The organism is Otoolea muris (assembly GCF_943193115.1).
GTDB lineage: Bacteria > Bacillota > Clostridia > Lachnospirales > Lachnospiraceae > Otoolea > Otoolea muris.
Window position 1 is genome coordinate 66,930 of record NZ_CALPCY010000002.1, and the last position, 24,698, is coordinate 91,627.

The window sequence follows — 24,698 nt, forward strand, 5'->3', positions numbered from 1 at the left end:
ACCCTCCGGTTATCCCTTAATAAATTACCTTGCTCCCATGTTCCGTCTTCACCACGTCAAGGTTCTGCAGGAATCGAGCCTTCATAGTCGGATCATGGGTAATTGCCATGATTTTAATATTCCCATACCGTTCCTGAATCGTTTCCAGAGCGTCACAATATGCCTGAATGCCATCCGCATCCAAAAACGGCGGTTCATCAATGAACAACATGCCAAACTGGACACCTGCGGTTGTAGCTTTAATTTCCGCCAAGGCAAGTATAACCGAGAGGGAAGACTTCACTTTCTCGCCGCCGGACTTTGACAGGTAGGGAAGGCTGCTCTTTCCGTATTCCTCAATGAAAATATCCAGAGTAACCACTTCTTTTTTGCTGTTGCTTTTTAATATCTTCTCTGTTACAAAGTCCACACCAAGCTGTCCGCCGGTCATCTGTCCCAGGATATTATTGGCCGTGTTTGACAGCTTCGGAAGAATTGTCCGGATAATCTGATGGGGGATTCCGTCCTGGCTGAAGGAAAGTTTCAAAGCGTCATAATCTGCCGCATCCTCGGCCATATCCGCGATTTCCTCCTGAATAGCAGCTATTCCCTGCCGCATTCTCTGAATTTCACGGATCCTCTGTTCAAAACCACCGATTTTCACCTGAATTTCTTTGGCCTTCCTATCAAGACTGTCAATCTCTGTCTGAATATCCTTTACCTGCCGCTCTGCTTCCACAACCCCGACAGCAGCCTCCTTTTCCTTGCCGGCCTGTTCCCGTTTTCCTGTAAGTTCCGCTTCAAGCAACTGAATTTCCTCCGACAGCTCCTTTGCTCTCCGCTCCGCATTGGTACGCCTCTCACGAATAACCGGAATTTCATTTTCTTTCTGAAGCCAGATTTTCAGTCCTTCCATCTGGTTCCGTATCTTTTCATGCTCCAGATAACTTTCTGCATACTTCCCTCTCTCTGATTCTGCCTCCAAAGCCCTGGATTTCAATTCTGAAAGGTTTTTTTCGGTGTTGCCTATATTAAGTTGTATCCCTTCAATCCGAGCCTTAATTAAGGCAATCTGGCTTTCCTGGCGTTCCAGTTCTCTCAGCTTTTCCGTGTAAATTTCCAGAGAACCGCACTCTCCCCGCAGCGCATCCAGCTTTTCTTCCGAAAAATCCAATTCCCGGATCTCAGCCTCTGCCGCTTCAACATCTTTCTCAAGAGATTCCAGGGCTTTAGTACGTTCTTCCGCCAGAATTTTCAACTTTTCCGGATATAACGCAAGCTCTGCCTTTGCTTGTAGAGCATCCGCCAGAAATCTGCATGAGGCTTTTTCCATATCAACACATCCGGAATTATCCAGCAGCTCCATGCGCTTATTCAGAGAATTCTTTTCTGCCAGAAGCGCTCTCTCCTGTTCGTTAAAATATGCCTTTTTACTATCAAGTGCCCACGCGCAGCGGCTCCTTTTATCCTGCAGATCTGCAGCCTTTCGGGAAAGGGCATACATGGAATCAAGCAGCTTTTTCTTTTCCTGGTATTCTGCCGCTTTGCTTTTGATTTCTTCCTGGTCTTCCTGGGATTCAATGGACTTCAAACGGCTTTGGTACTCTGTAAGCGTCTGCCGATAATCCGCAATTACCTTTTCCACTTCGGATATTTGCCCATTTATCCTGTCAAGTTCCGCTGATCTGGCTTCATAAACAGCGGTTCCCTCAATCAACCCCTTTTCCTGTTCCACCAGCGAACGGTATTTCCTGGCATTTTCCAGAATCACACTTTCTTCCGCCAAACTCACATCACATGCCTGTACTGTAGCGTCCTCAGCTGTTTTTCCGCTCTCTGCAATCCGTTTTTTATTTTCCAAAGAGGAAATATCCACCATAATGGCATGATAACGTTCCTCCGCTGCCCTTGTGGTTCCCAGGTGAAGGTTCGCGTTTTGCAGCTCCAGCTTCTTAATCTGGACTGAACCCTCTACCCCTCGCAGGTCTTCCCTGGCCTCTGCCAGTTCTTCATCCGGCTTTCCAAAGGCAAGAATATTATCTGACTGGACTTTAATAGTCTGCTTCTTCCCGGCGATCCGCCGATTATAATCCGCCGCCTGGTCCTTTGCTTTTTCTTCCATACTGCCATAGATACCCAGCCCCAAAAGATTTGACAGAATTACCATGCGTTCCTCTTTTTTGGCCTGCAGAAACAATCCATACTGATCCTGCATAATAAGGGCGCAGCTCTTAAAAGTCATGCTGTCAACACCGATCAGCCGCTCAATGTCTGCCTGTGTATCATTAAACTTTTCCTGTGAACGATCTTCCCATTCTCCGGCCACCAGCTCCGCAAGGTTCAAAGTCCCTTTCCCGGATTTGGCCCTTGTTCTGGTTATGCGGTACACCTTATCACCGATGGAAAAAGTGAATGAGATGTACCCGGAGCGCACCCCTTCATCATTTCTCAACCACGGAACCTTTACCGATGTGCTTTTTCCTTCCCTGGGTTCCTCATAAATACAATCAATAATTGCATCCATAAAGAGGGAAGACTTTCCGGCTCCGTTCTGACCGTTTATGGTACAGAATTGAATATCCTCAAAAGAGAATTTTTCTTCAGCATATGCCCGGTAGTTTTTTACTTCGATTTCAATGGGTACAAACATCCCGGAGAAAGCTGCTCCGGTTTCTGCCGCCATTGCTTCAGCGATAATCGGCCGCGCTTTCAGTATCAGCCGCTCAATATCCTCCCGATCCATCCCCTTTTCTTCCAGATATGCTTTCAAATTTGCTTCCGGATCTGTTTCCTGTGACAAATCGGTTCGATCTGCAGATGCCTCTATTCTTTCCGGCGCAATACCGGACACCCAGAAAGCCCCGTCTTCATACAATGCTTTTTCCAGCAGGGCAGCATTGAAAGCCTTTTGCTTCTCAGCAGAGCATTCATATAATACCCGGACAATCTTATTTGCCACGGCACCATTCCAGCGCCAGTAGTTCATGGCCACCTCATCCACATGCCCGTAAATAATTGCCGTAATGTCAGTGTCAGTAAATTGAAATGTGATAAATTCACGATATGGAGTCTTTACAAATTCAGAATCACTAAAAACCATACCCTCATGGCCAAATGCCCTCCGTTCGGCATGATGAATCCAAAAGCCCCGTTCCTGCCCCTCGTCATTGAAATTATTGGCATTGATAGAACCGGAATAATATACATTGTCAAATCCAGACACTAACTGCGGACGATGTATATGCCCTAAAGTCACCAAATCATAATGAGAAGCGGATAAAGCCTCCGGCGGTATAATTGGCTCAAACTGAGTAAGAAGCTGTGACTGGCCGCTCTCCGTGTTACACCCTGGCACCGTATAATGCGCCATTAAAACCGCTGGACGATCCCCCCGGCAGTGCGCCCGGAGTCCCATCACAATTTTGCCAAGTTCCTGAGAAAACACTTCATTTTCTTCCTCTTTTCCCAATCCGGGAAACTTCGCCCGATACACGCCTCTGTCAAATCCCGGAAGAACGGCAATATCCGCGTATTCTGTCTGAATCACTTCCGGATTGATAACAATATGGACATTATAGAAGCTGGAAAAATGAGCTTCCAGAACTTTAAACTGGCCCTCCCCGTCATGGTTTGGAGTACCTTTCATGATAACCACATGACCGGAAACAGCGGCCAGACGGGTAATAATTTCAATCGCTGTTATCACTTCATCACAGCAGCGGTCGCTCCATGTTTTCCCGGTGTGAAAAATGTCCCCCGGCACCAGCACCAGCTCCGGGCGCTCCTGCTCCGCACGTTCCGCCATAAATTCAAGGCATCGTCTTGTGTCCAGGGAGCGGAGATTAACTCCCTCCCTTTCTGGCCCTTTAAAATTGCCAATATGCCAATCTCCTGAATGAATAATCTTCATTATCTCTGTCCCCCTCTCTGTTCACTCTTAACAATACGCTGGCACTTATAGCAAAGTGGCCGCCCAAAATTTTCACAGGAATATTTCCACACCTCTTTTGTTACAACAACGCCACACTTATCACAGCAAAAATCCGCTGCGCGGTCTGCTTCTGTCATTACCCGGCTTGCCCCTTGTGGCTGTGGCTGGCTCTGCTGCCGCTGTGCCGGCTTCCGATCTGTCGGCTGATGTGATTCTGTTGTCGTTTCCTTCTGTGGCTGCCCTGTTTCCTGCACATCTGCAGGAATTTCATCCTCTACCGGAGGAATGGAAAGCGTTTGCACAATTGGCATGGTATTCCCAAACAGATTTCCCACACTGTGCAGCGCTTGTTGTAATAATATCTGCTTAATCATTGGATCGTTATAATCCGGTGAGAAGGAAGTTCTTGCCACTGCAAAGGGCTTTTTCAGTTCATCAATAGTGTAAGTACCCTTAATGCCCAAAAGGTCCCTGATAACCCTCAGGATAGCTCCTGTGGCAGCTTTCTGCGGAGCATTGGCCCGTAACTGTGTCATGGCATCAAGCAGGCTGTTCTCGATATATTTCCCTCTTTCCTGTTCAACCACCATATATAATTTGATAGGGTATCCCTTGTCATTTGTCTGTCCAGTGTCCACCCACTTCCCTGGATACTTTTTGGAAGCCTCTGCAGCTGCTTTGTAATCTAAAATCCCTCTTTCTGCCTTTTCTTCGTAAGCCAGACGATACTTCTTTTCCTCTGTGGCCAAATCAATCACTTTGAAATTATTGCTGGTTCTCACACTTCCATCAGGAAGCCGGATCGCCCCGAATGCGCTTGCCTTCCATGTGTTTTCATCCATCTTTGTTACATCGCCGGCACCAGGACCAAACTGAATTCCTGCTTCCGTTGCCAACCTCTGCAGAAACGGTTTTGTCAGGGAGTACAAATCTTCCCACCGATTATTACCAAGGCTCCGGGAACCCACCTTAAAAATCTGTGACGCCCGTTCATCCGTGTCCACATAAAGCAGGGAAACACTCATTTTGTAAAAGGGATTGATCTGCTGAGTTTCCACAAACGGAATCGCAAGATTGTAGTTATTCCTCTGAGCGAGGACATTCTGAATTGATAAATCACTCACTTTTTTCAACCTCCATATTGATTTATTTGCATTTCCATGCTACAATATGGTTGCTTGGGGAGTGTTCTGGCAAATTGCCGAACGCTCTTTTTCCATATTTCGCATGTTCATTGCCACTAATTTCACGCTCCTTTACATAGCGCCTGTGTTTTTACCCCCCCACACACAAGGAATAGCAGTTGAGGTAGCTGTCATATGTAACCATATCCATCAAAGTCATACCCTCTGAATCCCCCACAATAGCATCCAGGCTGATGGTCTTAATTCTGCGATCCGCCTTTTTAAGCTCATTGCCGATATAAGAACGCATTGTCTGTTTCGCTATTGTGGAAAACTATACTCATGCAGTTCACTTCTTGTATGCCATGACTTGACCGCCTTCAAGTAGCCTATGGCAGCCACATCATAATACTCTGAAAGGTTATAATTACTGATCCGGAAAAACCAATCAATTACCCAGTGATTTTCTTCCGCAAACTTTTGTTCCTCCTGTGTCAGCGGTGTAAGTTTCTGATAAACTCTCATATGTAACACCCCCGTAAAATAATTTCTGAATCCACCCAAACACCTTATATATCCCATAAAACACAAACGGTATCACGAGATATTCCCCGCCGTAGGCTTTGTATCCCCTTTGGATAAATGCCTGCTCTATGGACCACACGGAATACAAATATGTCAGGGCAATCGCTCCAAACAGTCTGATTACATGCGGTGCCGCTTTCTTAATGAATCGTCGGGCCGCCTGCCATTTGCTCTTTCGCACTTTGGACAGATATACCCGGACTTTGGAATCTTCTGCAAGACACCGACATTCCATGATAATCCACACCTTACACACCGCGCCTTCATCCGACACCAGCCGTTTCCTCTTTATCAATCCGGTTAAGTTCCCGGACAATGGCAAGGATAAGGTCTTCTTCATCAATACAGTGCCAAGAAATAGGGGCTTTGGAATTATCCAGAGCTGCCAGTATTCGCTCCGCTTTTTTCCTGTTCTCCATCTCATACCTCTAACCTTTCCAGGGGCCAGTTGAACGTAAACTGATCGCTCCCTGCCTCCTTCTTATAAAAACTTTCCCTGCGCTCTGCTTCCCGCTTCGCTTCTTCTTCACAATCACAGTGCTCTCCAGGATCCAGACGAGCGCCGCATTTTTCGCATTGATACCGGTACATTCCGCACCTTCCTTCCATCGTTTTAATCAATCCCACATCTGGAGTCAAAATACCGCTTCGGTACCCGTCCGGCAGGATATTCTTCAATCAGCCGGCCAGAAGCAATCAGCTCTTTTCTCAGGCTCCGCATAATGTCATACGCCTTTGACTGCTTCACCCCCAGGAGATTCATCACATCCTCTACCGTGTAATAGTTCCTGTTCTCTTTGGTAAGCACTCGTATAACCCCATTCCTTCCCGGAGCAATCGGAGCAGCTTGTGCTTTCACTTAAATCTCTCCTTTCTCCACAAATACCATCACTTCACCTTCCGTAACATACGCATGACAAATGTCAATGCTGGAAAACATACCAATAATTTTCTTTATTTCCTCGTCCGCAGCTTCTCTGGTGAATTCCCCCATTTCGGCAATCAAATCCACCATTCCAATAAGCTGTTCTTTAAGATTTCCGCAAAGCCGTATACACTTTTCCAGATTGTCATATGGATGTTCTGGATCGTAAGCAGCCCTGCAGGATCGCAAGTACAAATCAAAAAAGTAATTGTACTTCTCTACCACGCTTTACTTTCCCTCCTTTGACAAATCCTTTTTCAGCAAATCATCTACGGTAATACCAAAAAATTCTGACACGTTTATTAAACCTTGGTTACTCAATTCGGCAGCGCCGCTTTCATATTTGCCCATATGGGCCTTGCTTATTTTGAGCAGCCTTGCCATATCACCTTGACTGAAATGCTCTCTATTTCGGAGATACTTCAAATTACGGGCAAGCATGGAACCTTGCGGCCGCAAATCCTTCAGGAGCAGGTCATCAATACTTACCGAAAAATACTCTGCTATTTTTATCAGATTTTTCAGTGATGGCTCCCGATCTCCGCTTTCATAAAGTCCTACTGCTGATTGTGTCAGCCCAATAACCTCCGCCATTTCTCCTTGTGTCAGTCCCCATTTCTTCCTAAGGAGTGACAAATTAGTATTCAGATACACTACAGTCCTCCTATTCCAGATTCTTTTCTGTCCATGCTTTTAAACTTTGTGCAATGGTAGAAATTTCATCAAGCGTTTCCAGAACCCTCTTTAATGACGGTTTTTCATCCTCGCTTATCACTCCGTCCTCGGTTATGTTCAAAAGAAGGTCTTTTGTTTCCTCCGCCTTTCTCAAAGTTGCCATAGCTCTTACTGTTATCCGATCCAAATCAGTTACTTCCAAAACCGGAACATGCTCGCCCAAAGGACACATTTCTCTGCAATAGAGATTCTTCAATTCTGGAGCCCGGTATAAATCCGCCATTCTCAGAATGTTATCCGGCGGAATACACTTTGTAATTCCCAGTTCATAATCCTGAAGCTGACTGGCTGAAATATGTAACTGCTCCGCAGCGTACTCCTTTGAAAAGAACTTCTCATTGTACTCTGCTGCCCTTAATCTGGCCTGACAGAATGGATTATCTGCTGCTTTTGTTGGACGTCGTCCCATTTAATATTTCACCTCCTTATGCTACAATTTTACAAAATACTACATTACGGCGAGTTTTGAGGCAAAAAAATATCAGGAAATAGCTTTTCCAGAGAAATCCCGTAGTAACTGCTGATTTTACAAGCTAATTTCATGCTGGGATTTCTGTGCCCAAGTTCCAATTTGCTTACATACTTCTGTGTAACTCCCAGATTGAGCGCTACTTCCTGCTGTGTTTTGCTCCCTCTAGCCTCAATAAGCTCTTTTCTTGTCAATATCTCACCTCCATTCGCCTTTATGTAGTAATTCTATACTACTTTTTGGCGATTGTCAAGTATAATTCGCCACTTAGTTCCTTTTATTTTACTCCTAGTTGTAGTATGATATATAAGGAGGTATTTTATGAACAGAATTGCAACCGAACGCAAGCGTCTGGATCTCACTCAAGAAGAATTAGCTGAAAAGCTGAATATTTCCCAAAAGTCAATAAGCAAATACGAAACCGGAGCCCGTAAGCCATCTTTTGAAACTTTGACGGAAATGGCGAAACTATTCAATGTTTCTACGGATTATCTATTAGGAATATCCGATTCAAGAACAGGAAATAGTGGGCTATTTGCCGACACGCCTTTCCCCAGAAGAACTATTGGCAGCGCTATCAGACTATGGATAGGAAAAACCGGCTTCGGTGATGATGAAATTGCTGAAATGCTTGGAATTTCAGAGGAATTATTAAAGAGCTATTATTCAGGTGAAAGTATGCCATTGGAAACGCTGGTGAAATTATCAGAAATATGCGAGGTTTCAACGGATTGTTTGCTTGGCCTGCGAGAAAAGACCAGGCCGAAACAAGATGGAGCATACCCATTCCGATTTGACCCGGAGATCTCCCGGCGTCTGAAAGACCAAATGCAGCGGATGGGAGAAAGCTATTCCCAAATAGCCGCTGCCATAGGAATTGAGGAAGAAGAAATGTTTGATTTTCTGGAATACGGCTTTGTTCCCCATATCTCTGTTTTTGCCCAGATAGTGGAGCATTTTCTGGTATCCTCTGACTTCCTACTCAACAGAACAGGCAGCACTATAACCATACAGGAAGATGAAGAAGAACTTTTGCTCTCATACCGAGCACTTAACTCCAAAAGCAAAACAATGGCTCTTTCACGAATTTACGAACTGGAAAGGGAAGAAGAATCCTTAGTTGCAGCTAAGAATCGTTACCTGGACAGAGAGGGAAAATCCTTGCCTTCGAGTGGTACCGGAGGCGGCACAATGGTGGGTTAAAAAAAATAGCACGTTTGTCGATTCAGGCAGTATAAGATAAAACCATGTGTTTTAACAGTACAATTTGACAGCGGGCGGCCATTGTGCCGCCTTTTATTTTAGGAGTGTGATCGCATGCCCGTATATAAGGACAAAAAACGGAATACCTGGTACTGCCAGTTTTATTATAAGGACTGGACCGGGAAAAGCAAACAAAAGCGGAAGCGTGGATTTTCCACCCAAAGAGAAGCAAAGGAATGGGAGCGCAATTTTCTCAACACTCTGCAGACGAATTCCGATATTACATTCGCTGCCCTGGTAAACAACTATATGGAGGATCTGGCAACACGTCTGAAGCCTACCACTATGGAAACCAAAAGGAGTATTATTGAAGATAAGCTGCTTCCCTACTTCAAAGATATGAAAATATGTGATATAGATGAACTGGCTGTCCGCCGCTGGCAGAACGAATTGCTGGATTACCGGAACGATAAAGGCAAACCTTTTTCCGATACCTATTTAAAAACCATCAATAATCAGCTTTCGGCCATACTGAATTATGCTATAGTCTATTATAAGCTGGCAAAGAATCCCTGCAGAGCAGTAGGCTCCATTGGCAAGTCAAACGCTTCCGCAATGCAGATCTGGACTCTCGATCAGTTTGAACAGTTCATTGGATATGAAAAAAAGGCAGCCGGCCGGCTGGCTTTCAATGTCCTGTTCTGGTCCGGCATCCGGGAGGGGGAGCTTCTGGCGCTTACCAGAAACGATTTCATTCACAGCGGCACCGATGAATACCGCCTCAATGTCAATAAAAATTTCGAGGTTGTAAAGGGAACTCAATATATTCTTACCCCAAAAACAGATTCCAGCAACCGCTGTATCACAATCCCCCAGTTTCTATACTATGAAGCGGTACACTATTTTGATTCCCTCTATGAACCAGATCCGGAGGAACGCCTTTTTTATTTCACAAAAAGTTATCTGCTGAATGAAATCAAACGAGTGGCAAAAGCTGCCGGACTTAATCCCATAAGAATCCATGACCTCAGGCACTCCCATGCCTCTCTACTGATCGAGATGGGCTTTAATATCCTGATGGTATCGCAGCGCTTAGGCCATGAAAAGGTTGAGACAACCTGGCAGACCTATGCACATCTGTATCCGGACAAAGAAAAAATGCTGGCCGCCCAGTTGGATACTGTGAAAGTACAGGGCATTACCGCCAACTTGACCATCGAAGATCGGCTTGCGGAATTCATGGCTCAGTTCCAAAGCCATCTGAAGGAGCAGCCGGCTCTTATTGACATAAACAGCGAGGAAATTATCCGATGGGATCCGGAAAAAAGAGAGAAGGCCACCGTTACCGCGGCGGAATTCGAGCAGGAGGCCCAGCTTGACGAAGGAATTGAAGCCGGCCTTGCCTCAGCAGAAATCTTCCAGGCCGGATACCTTGAACTGTGTGGCATAGTCTATTTCCTTGCCAGCCGGGGGCTGCCAGCGAAATTTCTTTAATACTTGCAAAATCCAAAGGCATAGTATATAATGAACGTAGAAAGAGCACCCACTCCAAAGCGGATGCTCCCAAGCGAGATTATCTACCTCTCAATGAGAGGTGCCTCTCCTGTGGACCAGACAGGAGGGGCATTATTTTTTTCGCCTGTTCTTCCTATCTCTGTCGAGAAAGGCAAGCAACGCCACAATCAAGCTGCCAAAGGACATTAACAGAGCCAATATCCCTATGAAAATCGAGATGATCTCATAAGCCGTCATAAACGCCACCTCCCTTCCTATGTATTCCGGCATGCCGGTTTCATTGGCTCGGGAGGCTACCACCCTGTCATGGGTACTCTTCCATGAGAGAATTATAACAGAGATCTGCAGAATTGGCAACCAGGCTTTCATGCTCCTGGCTCTATGCTGGCTCTGAAAAATAATGTCATAATAATGTCACGGCACAAAGAAAAAGCCCGGAAAGCCGCATAAACACTGGCTTTCCAGACTTTAGAGCGTTATTCGAACTCAATCGTAGCCGGCGGCTTCCCCGTGCAGTCATACAGCACTCGGTTCACGCCCTTCACCTCATTTACGATCCGGCTGCTGACCTTCCCCAGCACCTCCCAGGGCAGGCGGGCGGCTTCTGCTGTCATGAAATCGGAAGTCAGAACCGCGCGCAGCGCAACCGCATAGTCATATGTCCTGACATCGCCCATGCAGCCCACGGAGCGCATATTGGTGAGCGCTGCAAAATACTGTCCCAGGTCCTTTGCAATCCCGGCCTTATCGATCTCTTCGCGGTAAATCGCATCCGCATCCTGTACAATACGCACCTTTTCCGCTGTTATCTCTCCGATTATGCGGACACCCAGCCCCGGGCCCGGGAAGGGCTGGCGGTAGACCAGATTCTCCGGAATTCCGAGCTCCAGCCCGGCTTTCCTCACCTCATCCTTAAACAGCATCCTCAAAGGCTCAATAATCTCTTTAAAATCCACATGCTCGGGCAGGCCGCCGACATTGTGGTGGGACTTGATCACTGCTGATTTTCCCAGGCCGGACTCTATCACATCCGGATAGATCGTGCCCTGTACAAAGAAATCGACTGCGCCGATCTTCTTTGCCTCCTCCTCAAAGACGCGGATAAACTCCTCGCCAATAATCTTTCTCTTCTGCTCCGGATCCGTCACTCCCGCCAGCTTTTTGTAGAAGCGCTCCTGCGCGTTCACGCGGATGAAATTCAGATGGTAGGGGCCGGACGACCCGAATACGGCCTCCACCTCATCGCCTTCATTTTTGCGGAGCAGGCCGTGATCAACAAACACGCATGTGAGCTGCTCGCCGATTGCCCTGGCCATCAAAACGCCGGCTACGGAGGAATCCACGCCGCCGGAAAGCGCCAAAAGGGCGCGTCCATTTCCTACCTTTTCGCGGATAGACTGTATCGAGCTCTCCACAAATGCATCCATCTTCCAGTCGCCGGAGCAGCCGCAGATATTGTATACAAAATTCGAGAGCATCTTTGCGCCTTCAACGGTATGCATCACCTCCGGATGGGCCTGAATCCCGTACAGGGCTCTTGCTTCATCCTCCATGCCTGCAATCGGGCAGACCGGCGTATGGCTCGTCGTGCGAAAGCCATCCGGCGCTTTGGCGATATAATCTGTATGGCTCATCCAGCAGATCGTCTTTGGCGATACGCCCTCGTAAAGCCTGGACTGCGTATCCACCTCCACCTCTGTCTTCCCGTACTCGCTGACCGGCGCGGTCTCTACTTTACCGTCTAACAGATAAGCCATGAGCTGTGCGCCGTAGCAGATACCTAAAACAGGAATACCCATATTAAAAATATCTTTGGAGCATCTCGGCGAATCTTCTTTATAAACGCTGTTGGGACCGCCTGTAAAAATAATTCCCTTTGGATTCATTTCCTTAATCGCCTCTAATGGCATGCTGTACGGATGCACTTCGCAATACACGCCGCATTCCCTTACTCTTCTGGCGATGAGCTGATTATACTGGCCTCCAAAATCTAATACGATAATCTTTTCCCTTTCCACAAGTATTCCTCCTGCGCACTTTTCAAAACATTGTCATCCTGCAAGCTGACGGCTCTCTTTAAGGCCCGGAAAGCAAAGACGCCTAGAGCGTGTTTGAAAATTCATTCCTGGCATCTGCACGCCCCACTTCGCGGTATATTTGTGCCAAATTCACTTAACGTAGCCCACTACGCCGCGTTCATTTGGCACAAATCTCCCACAAAGTGGCACGCACAGCTACCAGAAAGCAATTTTCAAACACGCTCTAGTACAGCATTGCATTAATTCACGAGTAAACAGCACTCGCTATCCGCGCCCTCTGCACGCCTGCGAAGCTAGCTGTAGGCTCCACTACGCCGTCGCTTCGCAGACGTACAGATGACACGAATATCAAGCGATTTTACTCGTTAATTTATGCAACACTGTACTAGTATAAATGATTTTAATTAGCTTTATGTTATTCTGTCGAAAGAACAGGTACATCACTATGCCCAAGATATTTTATATCATAAAGTTATTTGAAATCACTTATACTAGAGCGTTGCTTAAATTTCAGTGAATACATTGCTTGATATCGGTGTCATCTGTGCGTCTGCGAAGCGACGGCGTAGTGGCGCCTACGTCTAGCTTCGCAGGCGTGCAGAGGGCGCTGATAGCGAGTGATTTATTCACTGGAATTTAGGCAATGCTGTACTAGTACAGCATTTTTTAAATAACCGGACTATAAAAACACTATATCTATAGGTGTTTTCGGCTATAATAAAGTCCAGTTAATTAGTGAACGATGTACTAGTACAGCATAAATTAAGTTCCTGATACATTCGTTTTCAGCAAGGCTTGATTTATCAACATTTATGGCTGTTCTCATGAGTCAGAAACTTATTATTCGATGTACTAGTTAAAAGGCCCGCCGCCTTCTTCCTGCTCATATCCTGTCATCAACAGGCTGTTTAGCGTCTCCCGCCTGTTCTTCTGTCAGCATGATTTTATTATAAAATATCAGAGGCATAATAACAAGCCATTTTTAACTGGATTCCTGCGCGCGTTCCAGATAACGCTTCACATACTGCCCCGTATATGAGGCCGGGTTTTCCGCCACTTCCTCCGGCGTTCCCTTTGCGATGACCGTGCCTCCCTGATCGCCGCCTTCCGGCCCGATGTCGATGATATAGTCTGCTGTCTTGATCACGTCCAGGTTGTGCTCAATGACCAGCACCGTGTTTCCTCCGTCGGACAGCCGCCTCAGTATCTCGATCAGCTTGTGGACATCCGCAAAGTGCAGGCCCGTGGTCGGCTCGTCCAGGATATAGATGGTTTTCCCGGTTCCCCGCTTGCTCAGCTCCGTCGCCAGCTTGATGCGCTGCGCCTCGCCGCCGGACAGCTCCGTGGACGGCTGGCCTAACCGGATATAGGAAAGCCCCACGTCGTAAAGCGTCTCGATCTTCCGGTGGATGGAGGGGATATTCTCAAAAAAGTGCAGTGCTTCTTCGACGGTCATATTCAGCACGTCATAGATGCTTTTTCCTTTGTATTTGACCTCCAGCGTTTCGCGGTTATAGCGTTTTCCGCCGCAGACCTCGCAGGGCACATAGATATCCGGTAGAAAATGCATCTCGATCTTGATGATGCCGTCCCCGGCGCAGGCTTCGCAGCGGCCGCCTTTTTTATTAAAGCTGAAGCGGCCCTTATTATAGCCTTTTGCCTTTGCGTCCGTGGAGGCGGCAAAGAGATCACGGATCAGATCAAACGCGCCGGTATACGTCGCCGGGTTCGAGCGGGGCGTGCGGCCAATAGGCGACTGATCGATGGCAATCACCTTGTCAAGCTGCTCAGTCCCCTCTATGCCCTTGTGCTTTCCCGGTATGGTATGGGCGCGGTTCAGCTTCTTAGCCAGGGCCTTGTAGAGTATCTCATTTACCAGGGAGCTCTTTCCGGAGCCTGACACGCCGGTCACACAGGTCATCACCCCAAGAGGGATGTCCACATTGATGTTTTTTAAATTGTTTTCCGCCGCCCCGCGCACCTTGAGCCAGCCGGCCGGCTTTCTCCTCTTTTCCGGGATCGGAATCCGGATGCGGCCGCTTAGGTAAGCCCCTGTCACTGACTCTTCACACTGCATGATCTCCTCTGCCGTTCCCACAGCCACCACCCTGCCGCCGTGTTCACCGGCTCCGGGGCCGATATCGACGATACAGTCCGCGGCGAGCATGGTGTCCTCGTCGTGCTCCACGACCAGCACGGAATTCCCCAAATCCCGCAGATGCATCAGGGTCTGCAAAAGCTTGTCATTATCCCTCTGATGCAGGCCGATGCTCGGCTCGTCGAGAATATACGCCACGCCCACCAGTCCGGATCCAATCTGCGTTGCCAGACGGATCCGCTGCGCCTCGCCGCCGGAGAGCGTGCCTGTGGCCCGCGAAAGGGAGAGATACTCCAGGCCGACGTTGATAAGAAATGACACTCTGGCGCGGATCTCCTTTAAAATCGGCGCTCCGATCGCCTCCTGCATGGGCGTCAGAGTCAAGTCGTCCATGAATTCACGGAATTTCACGATCGACATATTCGTCGCCTGAAAGATATTCTTGTCTCCCACTGTTACTGCCAGGGATTCCTTTTTCAGACGCTGTCCCTTACACGTCGCGCAGGGCGTAATCCGCATAAAGGTTTCATATTCCGCCTTCATCGTCTCTGAAAACGTCTCCCTGTATTTGCGGTTCATGCTCTGGATCAAACCCTCAAAGGAAATGTCATAGACGCCCTCGCCGCGCTGTCCCTTATACCGCACTTTTACGGATCTGCCGTTCGTCCCGTGCAGCAGGACATCGTGGATCTCCTGCGGGTAATCCTGGAACGGCGTGTCCAGATCAAAGCGGTACTCCTCAGCCAGAGCCGCGAGGATCGCTCCGGTAAAGCTTCCCTTGTCTGTACATGACTGCCACCCCATAGCCGTGATGGCTCCCTGGCTGATGCTTAAGCTCTTGTCCGGGATCAGCAGATCTTCGTCAAACTCCATCTTATACCCCAGTCCAAAGCAGTCCGGGCACGCGCCAAACGGGTTATTAAACGAAAAGCTTCTCGGCTCCACCTCGTCCACGCTGATCCCGCAGTCCGGGCAGGAGAAATTCTGGCTGAAGGTGAGCGGCTCGCCGCCGGACACATCGACGGTCATCAGTCCGTTTGTCAGGCCCATAACCGTCTCAATCGAGTCGGAAAGGCGTTTTTCAATGCCCTCCTTGACCACGATTCGATCCACCACGATCTCGATATTATGCTTTATATTCTTGTCCAGGGAAATGGTTTCCGTCAGCTCGTATAAGTTTCCGTCAATCCGCACACGGACGTAGCCGCTCTTTTTTGCCTGCTCCAGCACCTTTTCATGACGCCCTTTCCTTCCCCGCACCATGGGGGCCAGAAGCTGCAGCCTCGTCTTCTCCGGCATGGCCATAATCTGATCCACCATCTGATCCACGGTCTGCCGGCGGATCTCGCGCCCGCATTTGGGACAGTGCGGTATCCCGATCCGCGCGTAGAGAAGGCGCATGTAATCATAGATCTCCGTCACTGTCCCCACCGTCGAACGCGGGTTCCGGTTTGTCGATTTCTGATCAATGGAAATAGCGGGGGACAATCCCTCTATGCTCTCCACGTCCGGCTTCTCCATCTGTCCCAGAAACTGCCTTGCGTAGGAGGAGAGAGATTCCATATAGCGTCTCTGCCCTTCCGCATAGATCGTGTCAAACGCAAGGGAGGACTTTCCCGAACCGGATAAGCCGGTCAGAACGACCAGCTCATCCCTTGGGATATTCAGAGAAATGTTCTTTAGGTTGTGCTCATTCGCACCACGTATTTTGATATACTGCTTTGCCATCGCATTCGCTCCTGTAACCGCGGTCAGACTGCCAGACTATAAGCAGGAACGCGGCCTTCTGCACCAATTCATTCTCAAAGATTGACTGTGTACATTAGTATATCACATCTCATATATTTTTGCAAACATTTGTTCGTTTTGTTTTCAACTGATCATGGCCTAAAGTAACAGTTCAGACAGGTCAGCGCACCTGCTGCGCTGACCGTACGAAAACGCGGCGGCAGCAGACATCTGCCCCATCGCGAAGCGATTTTCATGGGCAGATGCCGTAACAGTTCAGGTTGTCTGAACTGTTACAGCCTAAAAGATGCGTGAACCGTAATCAGCGCTTATTTCAGAGCATCCATGAAACAACTTTCTAAAGGACTCTCAGACAAAACTCCCGGCCTTAAGCCCTCTCACTTCAATATCTGATCCAATGTCCAGAACAGCTTTTTAACATCAATCGGTTTGGATATATGGCCGTTCATCCCGCACCGCATGGCCTCCTGCTTATCTTCCTCAAATGCATTCGCTGTCATGGCAATAATCGGAATGGAAGCCAGAGCCCCGTTCTTCAATTTACGGATCTCCCGGGTCGCCTCATAGCCGTTCATGACCGGCATCTGCACATCCATGAGCACTAACTGATAGTATCCCGGACGGGACCTTTTTACCTTCTCAACCGCAATCTGCCCGTTATCCGCTACTTCGACAGAAAATCCTGCGTCCTCCAGGAGCACTGTGGCGATCTCCTGGTTCAATGCCACATCCTCTGTCAGCAGGATGCGCCCTGTATGGGCTTTCTGCTCATTCTCGGGCGCCTCTTCCTCTGCCTTATCATCCGCATGTATGACAGAATGCAGGCAGCTACGCAGCTCTGACAAAAACAGCGGCTTGCTGCAGAACGCCGTCACTCCGGCCTCCCTGCCCTCTTTTTCAATGTCAAACCAGTCATAGGCCGTCAGGACAATGATTGGCACATCCTCGCCCATCTCCTTGCGGATCCTCCGCGTCACTTCAATGCCGTTCATATCCGGGAGCATCCAGTCGATCACATATACACTGTAGTTATCCTTACGCATAGCCGCCTGGCGCGTGCGCAGAACCGCTTCTTTGCCGGATAAGGTCCATTCCGCGCGCAGGCCGATCTGCTGAAGCATATAGGACACGCTGTCGCAGGTATTAAAATCGTCGTCCACCACCAGCGCCCGGCAGTTTTTAAGCTCCGGTATGTCCACCGGCTCCTTTTCCCCGGAATCCAGCCGCAGGGTTAAGTAAACCGTAAACTCCGTGCCCACGCCCTGCTCGCTCTTTACATCAATGGCGCCGTTCATCATGTCCACGATATTTTTCGTGATCGCCATCCCGAGCCCGGTTCCCTGAATCTTGCTGATTGTAGAGTTCTTCTCCCGCTCAAACGGCTCAAAAATATGGGATACGAATTCCCGGCTCATGCCGATGCCAGTATCCTTGATATGAAATTCATAATTTGCATATCCCGCCGACGCTCCGGCTTTCTCAATGATCCGGACCGTGATAATGCCCCCGGCCTTTGTGTACTTCACGGCATTGCTCAAAAGGTTTAAGAGCACCTGGTTCAGCCGCAGCTTGTCGCAGTAAATATTCTCATTCATCACATCCACTGCGTCCATATACAGCTCAAGCTGCTTGGCATGGATCTCCGCCAGCAGGATATTGCGCAGCCCGTGCAGAATGTCCGGCAGCCTGCACGGCTTCTCCTCCAGATGCATCTTGCCGCTCTCGATACGGCTCATATCCAGAATATCATTAATAAGGCTCAGCAGGTGATTGCCGGACGCCATGATTTTTTCCAGATACTCTCTTACCTGTTCCGTCTGATCGATATGCGTAATTGCCAGCGCCGTAAAACCGACGATAGCATTCATCGGCGTTCGGATGTCGTGCGACATGTTGGAAAGAAATACGCTCTTGGCCCGGCTGGCTCTGTTTGCCTGCAAAAGCGCATCCTCCAGCAGGTTCTTTTTCTCCATCTCATCGCGGATTTCCCTGTCCACGCTGCGAAATCCCAGGACTGCGCCGTGATCCCCGTCCCACACGCCCGCCCGCACTGCCTTGAGCTGGTAGTAGACCGTCCCGCTGTCCGTCGTAATGCGGTAATTCACATAATCCGTCTTCTTTTCCACCAGCTCTTTTCTGAGGCGCTCGAGAGAGGCGAACTGCCGCAGCGTTTCCTGATCCTCTGCATGCACATGTTTTTCTATGTAACATCCCATGCTCTCTTCCAGGGAAATGTCTCCTTTGAACGAAATCTCACGCCCGCAGCTCTTGCTGTCGTTACTGCGGATCATCCGCCCTCTGCCCGAATCGAGATCAAAAAAGCAGACCACGCTGTAATCAATGCTCAGCGCCTGTACAAGCTCCATCTGGCGTCTCTCATTTTTTTCCTCTTCAAGCTTCTGCGCCGTACAGTCCAAAAGGAAGCGCTGGTAAAACAGCTTCCCATTTTCCCTTAAGAGCTTAACATTGCCCATCACATGCAGGATCTCCCCGGTTCTGTGACGCACGCGGTATTCCACGCTGACGCTGTCTCCCTCCTCCTGCAGCTCGCGGATCGCGTCCTGAAGCTCCTGTCTGTCCTCGTCCAGGACAGATGACGCGATCAGGAAAAATCCCTGATCCATCAGTTCATTCTGGGATTCATAACCCAGAATGTGCAGGGCGGCCCTGTTTACGCTGAGAATCTCGGAGCCGTCGAGGCTGTGGCAGATCACGCCGCAGTCCATGGTGGTAAAGATTGTCTCCAGCGTCCGGCTTTTCTGGATAATCTCCTGCTTATAGATGCGCTCCTGCGTCACATCAACCGCAATGCCCACGGTTCCCATCACGCTTCCGTCAGGATTATAGAGCGGGGACTTATACGTGGTGAGCATCCTTAAGCCCTCTCCGGTCACAATCGTCTCTTCCGTCACAACCGTCTGCCCTGTTTCCATAACCTTTTGTTCTGACTCTCTGCAGACCGGATCATCCTCCTCGACATCCCAGATATATGCGTGGCCGCGCCCTTCCACCTGTTCCCTGGTCTTATTCACGCTTTTACAGAAACTGGCGTTCACCTTTTCATGAATGCCGTCCTTATCCTTAAACCAGATGAGGTTTGGGCTGTTGTTAATGGCCGTCTCCAGAAAATGGCTGGCCTCCCAGAAATCCCTGCTCGTTTTCAGGGCCTGCTGCCATCTCAGAAAGCGGAAGCGCAGCTCCTCTTCAGACATCGGAAGCGTCCACACATCCTTTATCTCCGGCAGAGCGCCTGCCAGCAGCGGGATCTGGGCCTTATCCGCGAGCACAATCAGCTCCGCCTCCCCCTTCTTGGATGAACGCAGCGCCCCGAGCGTTTTCTCCACATCCATATCCTGTAACTCCGCCAGGATCACATCCGCTCCCGACGCCAGCGCTTCATCCGGTTCATCGCTTTCAGAAAACTCATGCGTAAAATGTTCAAGCGGCGGCATTTCCTTTATTATTTCAGCCATGCGCCGTTCATGGCCTGTCAAATAAATACGAATATGGCAATGATACATGAATCCGTTCCCCCCTGTGTGTTACAGATGATTAGTATAAATTTGCGAATAAATACATCCCTTTTTGCAGGCCGTAACTGCTCCTGTCACAAAAACTGCTGTTACAGGCCCTGCCTTAAATATTCTCCTGTCACGCTGCCTTCTGCCTCCAATGCGCCTTTTGGCGTCCCCGCATATAAAAGCCTCCCTCCGGCATTCCCGCCGCCAGGCCCCAGCTCAATCAGATAGTCCGCATCCTTCATCACATCCAGGCTGTGTTCGATGATAAACAGCGTATTACCCCGTTCCGCCATCTCATTAAACAGCTTCATCAGACGGCGGATATCGTCCAGATGAAGGCCGTCCGTGGGCTCGTCGAGGATAAAAATCCGCCCCTGCTCCTCAAGCCGCCCCGCCAGCTTTACACGCTGCAGCTCGCCCCCGGATAAGGTAGTCATGGACTGATTCAGATGGAGGTAGCCAAGCCCGACCTTTAAAAGAGTCTCCAGCTTTTTCACAAGCGGCTCGCCCTCAAAAAAGCGCGCCGCCCGGCGGACCGTCATATCCATCACCTCCGCGATATTCTTTTCCTTATACCGGTACTGCAGAACTTCCTGTGAATACCGGGTTCCCCCGCAGACCTCGCAGACCGTCTCGATCGCGTCCATGTAGGCCATATCGGACACGATCACGCCCTTTCCCTGGCAGGCGGGGCAGCCGCCTTTTGAATTAAAGCTGAAATACGCCTGAGCCACATGGTTTTCCTTTGCAAACAGGCTCCGTATCTCATCGGCAATGTCGAGATAGGTGGCCGGCGTGGAGCGCAGGTTGATCCCGATATCCTTCTGCCGGATGGAAATCACCTCCTCCGGACAGCGGCTCTGAAAATATTCCATCAGGGAGCTTTTCCCTGAGCCCGCCACGCCCGCGATCACGGTTATGACTCCCAGCGGCAGATCCACGGAAACCTGCTTTAAATTGTGCAGCGAAGCCCCTTCCAGATGGAACCATCCGGACGGCCTGCGCAGTTCTTCCTTAAACGGCAGACGCGTCCGCAGCATACGCCCGGTAAGCGTATCGGAGCGCAGAAGCTCATCATAACTGCCCTCAAACATGATCCTGCCCCCGTTCATGCCCGCTTCGGGTCCCATATCCACTATATGATCCGCCAAAGCGATCACTTCCCGGTGATGCTCTACAATCATAACCGTATTTCCATGATTTTTCAACTTAATCAGAGAATTTTTCAGATTTTGAATATCGCGTGAATGAAGTCCCACGCTCGGCTCATCCAGGACATACATCATATCCGTCAGCGGCGAGTTAATATACCTGGCAATTTTAATGCGCTGCGCCTCTCCGCCTGACAGGGTATCCGTCCCCCGGCTCAGGGACAGGTAACCAAGCCCAATCTCAATCAGGGCGTCAAGACGTTTTAAAATCTCCCTCTTCAAATCCACGGCCAGCGGATCCTCAATTCCCCGGATAAAGGCCGCCGCGTCCGGAATCGGAAGATCCGCCGCCTCGCAGATATTCAGGCCGCTTATCCGGCAGCTCCGGATCCGCTCGTTGAGCCTGGCCCCCTTACAGTCCGGGCAGGTAAAGACGCTGACAATCCGGTCCAGCTCCTTTTTGTGAAGCTGACCCTCTTTAGAATTGATAATGCTCCTGTACATCCTGGGATAGATCCCCTCATACTTCGCCGACTTCGGCCAGTTTGCGGGCGGGTTCTTCAGCCTTATCTGGGGAGAATATAAAAACAGCTCCATCTCCTCATCCGAATAATCGCGTATCTTTTTATCCAGATCAAAAAGGCCGCTGTAGGCGTAGCGCTTCCATCTCCACGCCCCTGTGGTAAAGGCCGGCCATTTGATCACGCCCTCGTCATTTAAGCACTTGTCAAAATCCACCAGCTTATGGATATCCAGCTCCGTCACGGTCCCCAGCCCCTCGCAGCGCCCGCACTTCCCGTTCGGATGGTTAAAGGAAAAGCTGTCCGAATACCCCACAAACGGCTTCCCCACCCTCGAAAACAGGAGGCGCAGCAGCGCGTAAATATCCGTGTACGTCCCCACCGTCGAGCGTGAATTCGCCGTCGGTTTCTTCTGATCAATTACAATCGTTACCGGAAGATTCTCAACCCGCTCCACCTCCGGCCTTCCGTATTTGGGAAGAAACTGCTGGATAAAGCTGGGAAACGTAGCGTTCAGCTCCCGCCTCGACTCTGCCGCAATCGTATCCAGGCACAGGGAAGATTTCCCGGATCCGGAAACACCGGTAAACACCGTGATCTTCTTTTTCGGTATGCGCAAGGATACATTCTTTAAATTATTCTCGCTCGCATTCGTAATCTCAATGTACGCCTGATTTTCCGTCCCCATCACCTTTCTCTTTCCCCGTTTCTTCATTAAAATATGCCGCGTGCAGCTCCGTAAAAAGGATCCCCCTGTCCGGGATCGGGCAGGGAAGGTTACTTCCCCTGCTCTCTGCGCCGGGCGTCCGTCAGCTTGCTGACATATTTCCTTTAGACGCCCGTGTGCAAAAAAAGAATCCTGCCCTGCAGGATTCTCCGCCTTCTGGCGCGCCGGCGCTTGAAACAGGCCCGCCGGACGCCGGGCCCATACATCCTCATCAACACTCACTGGCATTTGCGCAGCGACGTATCAGGCCCGCCCCGTCCCCCGGACGCCGCCGAAAATCAGGGGCATGGTTCTCCTCGTATACTCTCCCAAAGAATAATTCCCGTTGGAGATACAATAATCATAGATAATCGCCCTCTCACAGAGCGTGTACAGCCTGGCAACCTCATAGTAGGGGAGCTCCCTTGTGATCTGCCCCCTTCTCTGGCCCTCATCCACCAACTGGTTTATCATTTTGTAATAAAAGCGGTTCTGATCCAGCAGGTGCTTATCCCCTTTGGTCACCACCTGGGAGGAGTAAAGGGAGGCCAGAAGACCGACCGGAATCTCCTCTCCTATCATATCATGAATACTATAGCAAAGGAATAAAAGCTTTTCATAACTGTCCATCTCCGGATCCAGCGTCTGAATCACTTCTTCATATTTTGCGTCAAATATCTCAGGCAGAGAGGATAAAAGTTCATCCTTCCCGCTGTAATAGTGATAGAAACTCCCTTTTGAGGTTCCTGACTGGAGGATGATCTCATCAATCGTCGTATCTTCATATCCCTTTTCATGGAACAGCTTCCATGCCACACGGGCAATTCTGGCCTTTGTCTCACTTCCTTTTGCCATCTGTTTTTCCCTCGTTTCATCAAAAATGTGCCTGACTTCTATTGTATCATTAAATTGGAACGAAGTAAAGGCAAAGGTTGGATTCTTATTTGCGGTCTTGGTTGCGGGAATTACGTCATGTTTATATTTTGGCCATGGTTTAAGTGTGGGAAGGCCGCCATGGACGTATGCCGAAAATAGCGCATCCTTATATATGATATCAGGCGATCTCAGGGATAAATGATGCCTGCCGTCCTCTTACCCAGAGCGTGTTTGAAAATTGCTTTCTGGTAGCTGTGCGTGCCACTTTGTGGGAGATTTGTGCCAAATGAACGCGGCGCAGCGGGCTGCGTTAAGTGAATTGGGCACAAATATACCGCGAAGTGGGGCGTGCAGATGCCAGGAATGAATTTTCAAACACGCTCTAGTACAGTATTGCATTAATTCGCGAGTAAACAGCACTCGCTATCCGCGCCCTCTGCACGCCTGCAAAGCTAGCCGTAGACACCACTATGCCGTCGCTTCGCAGACGCACAGATGACACGAATATCAATCGCTTTTTACTTGCAAATTAATGCAACGCTGTACTAGCGCACTCCCCCGCCTCCCCCAGAAGGATTTCCAGCCCATGCCGTAATTCCGGCAGAATATATTCCAGACACTCGCGGACCGCCTTGGGGCTTCCCGGCAGGTTCACGATCAGGGAGCGCCCCCGGATCCCGCTGGCAGCCCTTGTCAGCATGGCGCGTCTTGTAAACTGCATACTGTACGCCCGCATCGCCTCCGGAATTCCGGGAACCATCCGCTCGGCGGCGGCGGCTGTGGCCTCTGGCATCACATCCCGGGGAGAACAGCCCGTCCCTCCGGTAGTCAGCACCAAATCTGCTCTCCCCTCATCACAGATCCGTATCATCGCATCGCGGAGCATCGCAAAATCATCCGGAAGGAGCTCCCTCTGAACCACCTCATAGCCCGACGCGGTCACAATCTCCTCTATCACCGGCCCGCTTACATCCTCCCGCTGTCCCGCATACCCGGAATCGCTGGAAGTAATAATTGCAACTCTCATATCCTGGCTCTCCTTATAATATTTCAATTTTCCTGAATCCATAGACCGCGCATTACTTAACAATCTCCAGCATATCCCCTTCTCTTATCGTCCCCCCGCTGATCACTCTGCTGAATACCCCCTCCCGGGGCATGATGCAATCTCCCATGGCCTGGAATATCGCGCACCCGTGATGGCATTCCTTCCCGATCTGCGTCAGTTCCAAAATCACGTCATTGCACTGGAAGCGCGTCCCGATCGGAAGCGTCTTAAAGTCGATCCCTTCCACGACCAGATTCTCCCCGAACGCGCCGTCCTCCACCTGCGCGCCGCGCTTCCTGAATTCCTCGATCCTGTCATGGGACAGCAAACTCACCTGGCGGAGCCATTTCCCCGCGTGGGCGTCGCCCTCGATGCCAAAGTCCTCGATAAACCTTGCCTCATGGACATTTTTTTTCTGAACTCCCTTTATATCGCTTGTACAGACTGCAATTACCTTTCCCATTTTTCCCTCCTGCTTTCTTTTTGCCTGCTGCGCCAGCCCCGGTAACCGGAACTGAGCCTC

At 49.6% G+C, this 24,698-nt stretch carries 24 protein-coding genes; 3 read left to right on the forward strand and 21 right to left on the reverse strand.

Translation table 11 applies throughout. The features are described 5' to 3' along the window. Positions 1–16: 16 nt before the first annotated feature. The 11 genes from NFS31_RS02105 to NFS31_RS02155 form a co-directional block, all read right to left on the reverse strand. A complete protein-coding gene (locus NFS31_RS02105) occupies positions 17–3,889 on the reverse strand; it encodes an AAA family ATPase (RefSeq protein ID WP_251491114.1) in 3,873 nt (1,290 codons plus the stop codon). Continuing rightward, a complete protein-coding gene (locus tag NFS31_RS02110) occupies positions 3,889–4,806 on the reverse strand; it encodes a hypothetical protein (RefSeq protein WP_251491116.1) in 918 nt (305 codons plus the stop codon). Before NFS31_RS02110 ends, NFS31_RS02105 begins: the two co-directional genes overlap by 1 nt. Before the next feature lie 379 nt (positions 4,807–5,185). Then, on the reverse strand, positions 5,186–5,344 hold the full coding sequence (locus NFS31_RS02115) for a hypothetical protein (RefSeq protein WP_251491118.1): 159 nt from the start codon (positions 5,342–5,344) through the stop codon (positions 5,186–5,188). An 11-nt stretch (positions 5,345–5,355) separates the two neighbouring features. After that, complete coding sequence (locus tag NFS31_RS02120; protein WP_251491120.1) at positions 5,356–5,559, reverse strand: hypothetical protein; 204 nt, start codon at positions 5,557–5,559, stop codon at positions 5,356–5,358. Between the two features lie 323 nt (positions 5,560–5,882). Beyond that, positions 5,883–6,038: a hypothetical protein gene (locus tag NFS31_RS02125; RefSeq protein WP_160258600.1), complete on the reverse strand. Its 156-nt coding sequence runs from the start codon at positions 6,036–6,038 to the stop codon at positions 5,883–5,885. 1 nt (position 6,039) lies between these two features. Beyond that, a complete protein-coding gene (locus NFS31_RS02130) occupies positions 6,040–6,210 on the reverse strand; it encodes a hypothetical protein (protein WP_160258599.1) in 171 nt (56 codons plus the stop codon). Positions 6,211–6,232: 22 nt separating this feature from the next. Beyond that, on the reverse strand, positions 6,233–6,478 hold the full coding sequence (locus tag NFS31_RS02135; protein WP_251491122.1) for a DNA-binding protein: 246 nt from the start codon (positions 6,476–6,478) through the stop codon (positions 6,233–6,235). Further along, positions 6,479–6,769 (reverse strand): hypothetical protein, encoded by a 291-nt coding sequence (locus NFS31_RS02140; RefSeq protein ID WP_160258598.1) that lies wholly within the window; start codon positions 6,767–6,769, stop codon positions 6,479–6,481. 3 nt (positions 6,770–6,772) lie between these two features. Next, complete coding sequence (locus tag NFS31_RS02145) at positions 6,773–7,198, reverse strand: helix-turn-helix domain-containing protein (RefSeq protein ID WP_160258597.1); 426 nt, start codon at positions 7,196–7,198, stop codon at positions 6,773–6,775. Positions 7,199–7,208: 10 nt separating this feature from the next. Then, complete coding sequence (locus tag NFS31_RS02150) at positions 7,209–7,688, reverse strand: helix-turn-helix domain-containing protein (RefSeq protein ID WP_160258596.1); 480 nt, start codon at positions 7,686–7,688, stop codon at positions 7,209–7,211. A gap of 44 nt (positions 7,689–7,732) precedes the next feature. Further along, complete coding sequence (locus NFS31_RS02155; protein WP_160258595.1) at positions 7,733–7,942, reverse strand: helix-turn-helix transcriptional regulator; 210 nt, start codon at positions 7,940–7,942, stop codon at positions 7,733–7,735. A 127-nt stretch (positions 7,943–8,069) separates the two neighbouring features. Between NFS31_RS02155 and NFS31_RS02160 the strand changes: the two genes are divergently transcribed. Continuing rightward, positions 8,070–8,951, forward strand: coding sequence for a helix-turn-helix transcriptional regulator (locus tag NFS31_RS02160; RefSeq protein WP_160258594.1), 882 nt, complete (start codon positions 8,070–8,072; stop codon positions 8,949–8,951). Positions 8,952–9,065: 114 nt separating this feature from the next. Then, complete coding sequence (locus NFS31_RS02165; RefSeq protein WP_160258593.1) at positions 9,066–10,445, forward strand: site-specific integrase; 1,380 nt, start codon at positions 9,066–9,068, stop codon at positions 10,443–10,445. A 132-nt stretch (positions 10,446–10,577) separates the two neighbouring features. On the opposite strand, the gene NFS31_RS02170 is transcribed toward NFS31_RS02165, so the two are convergent. The 3 genes from NFS31_RS02170 to NFS31_RS27325 all read right to left on the reverse strand — a co-directional run bounded on the left by NFS31_RS02170 (position 10,578) and on the right by NFS31_RS27325 (position 12,634). Then, positions 10,578–10,835, reverse strand: coding sequence for a hypothetical protein (locus tag NFS31_RS02170; RefSeq protein ID WP_160258592.1), 258 nt, complete (start codon positions 10,833–10,835; stop codon positions 10,578–10,580). A gap of 107 nt (positions 10,836–10,942) precedes the next feature. Next, entirely contained in the window at positions 10,943–12,484 is a 1,542-nt protein-coding gene (gene guaA / locus NFS31_RS02175) for a glutamine-hydrolyzing GMP synthase (protein ID WP_251491124.1), read from the reverse strand. Between the two features lie 33 nt (positions 12,485–12,517). Beyond that, entirely contained in the window at positions 12,518–12,634 is a 117-nt protein-coding gene (locus tag NFS31_RS27325; protein ID WP_334303040.1) for a DUF6783 domain-containing protein, read from the reverse strand. On the opposite strand from NFS31_RS27325, the gene NFS31_RS27330 reads away from it, so the two are divergent. Continuing rightward, positions 12,584–12,748: a DUF6783 domain-containing protein gene (locus tag NFS31_RS27330; RefSeq protein ID WP_416389420.1), complete on the forward strand. Its 165-nt coding sequence runs from the start codon at positions 12,584–12,586 to the stop codon at positions 12,746–12,748. The two genes, NFS31_RS27325 and NFS31_RS27330, sit on opposite strands and share 51 nt — an antisense overlap. Positions 12,749–13,487: 739 nt before the next feature. On the opposite strand, the gene uvrA is transcribed toward NFS31_RS27330, so the two are convergent. The 7 genes from uvrA to NFS31_RS02205 all read right to left on the reverse strand — a co-directional run bounded on the left by uvrA (position 13,488) and on the right by NFS31_RS02205 (position 24,638). Next, positions 13,488–16,331 carry an excinuclease ABC subunit UvrA gene (gene uvrA / locus NFS31_RS02180; RefSeq protein WP_251491126.1) on the reverse strand — a complete coding sequence of 948 codons (2,844 nt, stop codon included), beginning with the start codon at positions 16,329–16,331 and terminating at the stop codon, positions 13,488–13,490. Positions 16,332–16,729: 398 nt separating this feature from the next. Then, positions 16,730–19,873 carry a hybrid sensor histidine kinase/response regulator gene (locus tag NFS31_RS02185; protein WP_251491128.1) on the reverse strand — a complete coding sequence of 1,048 codons (3,144 nt, stop codon included), beginning with the start codon at positions 19,871–19,873 and terminating at the stop codon, positions 16,730–16,732. Positions 19,874–19,974: 101 nt separating this feature from the next. Further along, positions 19,975–22,260 carry an excinuclease ABC subunit UvrA gene (locus NFS31_RS02190; RefSeq protein ID WP_331482427.1) on the reverse strand — a complete coding sequence of 762 codons (2,286 nt, stop codon included), beginning with the start codon at positions 22,258–22,260 and terminating at the stop codon, positions 19,975–19,977. A gap of 255 nt (positions 22,261–22,515) precedes the next feature. Next, complete coding sequence (locus NFS31_RS02195) at positions 22,516–23,106, reverse strand: TetR/AcrR family transcriptional regulator (RefSeq protein ID WP_251491130.1); 591 nt, start codon at positions 23,104–23,106, stop codon at positions 22,516–22,518. Positions 23,107–23,343: 237 nt separating this feature from the next. Further along, positions 23,344–23,526 carry a DUF6783 domain-containing protein gene (locus NFS31_RS27335; RefSeq protein WP_465223427.1) on the reverse strand — a complete coding sequence of 61 codons (183 nt, stop codon included), beginning with the start codon at positions 23,524–23,526 and terminating at the stop codon, positions 23,344–23,346. A gap of 130 nt (positions 23,527–23,656) precedes the next feature. Further along, on the reverse strand, positions 23,657–24,154 hold the full coding sequence (locus NFS31_RS02200) for a MogA/MoaB family molybdenum cofactor biosynthesis protein (protein ID WP_251491132.1): 498 nt from the start codon (positions 24,152–24,154) through the stop codon (positions 23,657–23,659). Between the two features lie 52 nt (positions 24,155–24,206). Next, entirely contained in the window at positions 24,207–24,638 is a 432-nt protein-coding gene (locus tag NFS31_RS02205; RefSeq protein WP_251491134.1) for an MOSC domain-containing protein, read from the reverse strand. Positions 24,639–24,698: the final 60 nt, after the last annotated feature.

Excerpts from the sequence above, each read along its gene's own strand:
- NFS31_RS02105 (WP_251491114.1), bottom strand. The coding sequence starts at position 3,889 with ATGAAGATTATTCATTCAGGAGATTGGCATATTGGCAATTTTAAAGGG.
- NFS31_RS02115 (WP_251491118.1), bottom strand. The coding sequence starts at position 5,344 with ATGCGTTCTTATATCGGCAATGAGCTTAAAAAGGCGGATCGCAGAATT.
- NFS31_RS02120 (WP_251491120.1), bottom strand. The coding sequence starts at position 5,559 with ATGAGAGTTTATCAGAAACTTACACCGCTGACACAGGAGGAACAAAAG.
- NFS31_RS02125 (WP_160258600.1), bottom strand. The coding sequence starts at position 6,038 with ATGGAGAACAGGAAAAAAGCGGAGCGAATACTGGCAGCTCTGGATAAT.
- NFS31_RS02130 (WP_160258599.1), bottom strand. The coding sequence starts at position 6,210 with ATGTACCGGTATCAATGCGAAAAATGCGGCGCTCGTCTGGATCCTGGA.
- NFS31_RS02150 (WP_160258596.1), bottom strand. The coding sequence starts at position 7,688 with ATGGGACGACGTCCAACAAAAGCAGCAGATAATCCATTCTGTCAGGCC.
- NFS31_RS02160 (WP_160258594.1), top strand. The coding sequence starts at position 8,070 with ATGAACAGAATTGCAACCGAACGCAAGCGTCTGGATCTCACTCAAGAA.
- NFS31_RS02165 (WP_160258593.1), top strand. The coding sequence starts at position 9,066 with ATGCCCGTATATAAGGACAAAAAACGGAATACCTGGTACTGCCAGTTT.
- NFS31_RS02170 (WP_160258592.1), bottom strand. The coding sequence starts at position 10,835 with ATGAAAGCCTGGTTGCCAATTCTGCAGATCTCTGTTATAATTCTCTCA.
- uvrA (WP_251491126.1), bottom strand. The coding sequence starts at position 16,331 with ATGGCAAAGCAGTATATCAAAATACGTGGTGCGAATGAGCACAACCTA.
- NFS31_RS02185 (WP_251491128.1), bottom strand. The coding sequence starts at position 19,873 with ATGTATCATTGCCATATTCGTATTTATTTGACAGGCCATGAACGGCGC.
- NFS31_RS02190 (WP_331482427.1), bottom strand. The coding sequence starts at position 22,260 with ATGAAGAAACGGGGAAAGAGAAAGGTGATGGGGACGGAAAATCAGGCG.
- NFS31_RS02195 (WP_251491130.1), bottom strand. The coding sequence starts at position 23,106 with ATGGCAAAAGGAAGTGAGACAAAGGCCAGAATTGCCCGTGTGGCATGG.
- NFS31_RS27335 (WP_465223427.1), bottom strand. The coding sequence starts at position 23,526 with ATGCAATACTGTACTAGAGCGTGTTTGAAAATTCATTCCTGGCATCTG.
- NFS31_RS02200 (WP_251491132.1), bottom strand. The coding sequence starts at position 24,154 with ATGAGAGTTGCAATTATTACTTCCAGCGATTCCGGGTATGCGGGACAG.
- NFS31_RS02205 (WP_251491134.1), bottom strand. The coding sequence starts at position 24,638 with ATGGGAAAGGTAATTGCAGTCTGTACAAGCGATATAAAGGGAGTTCAG.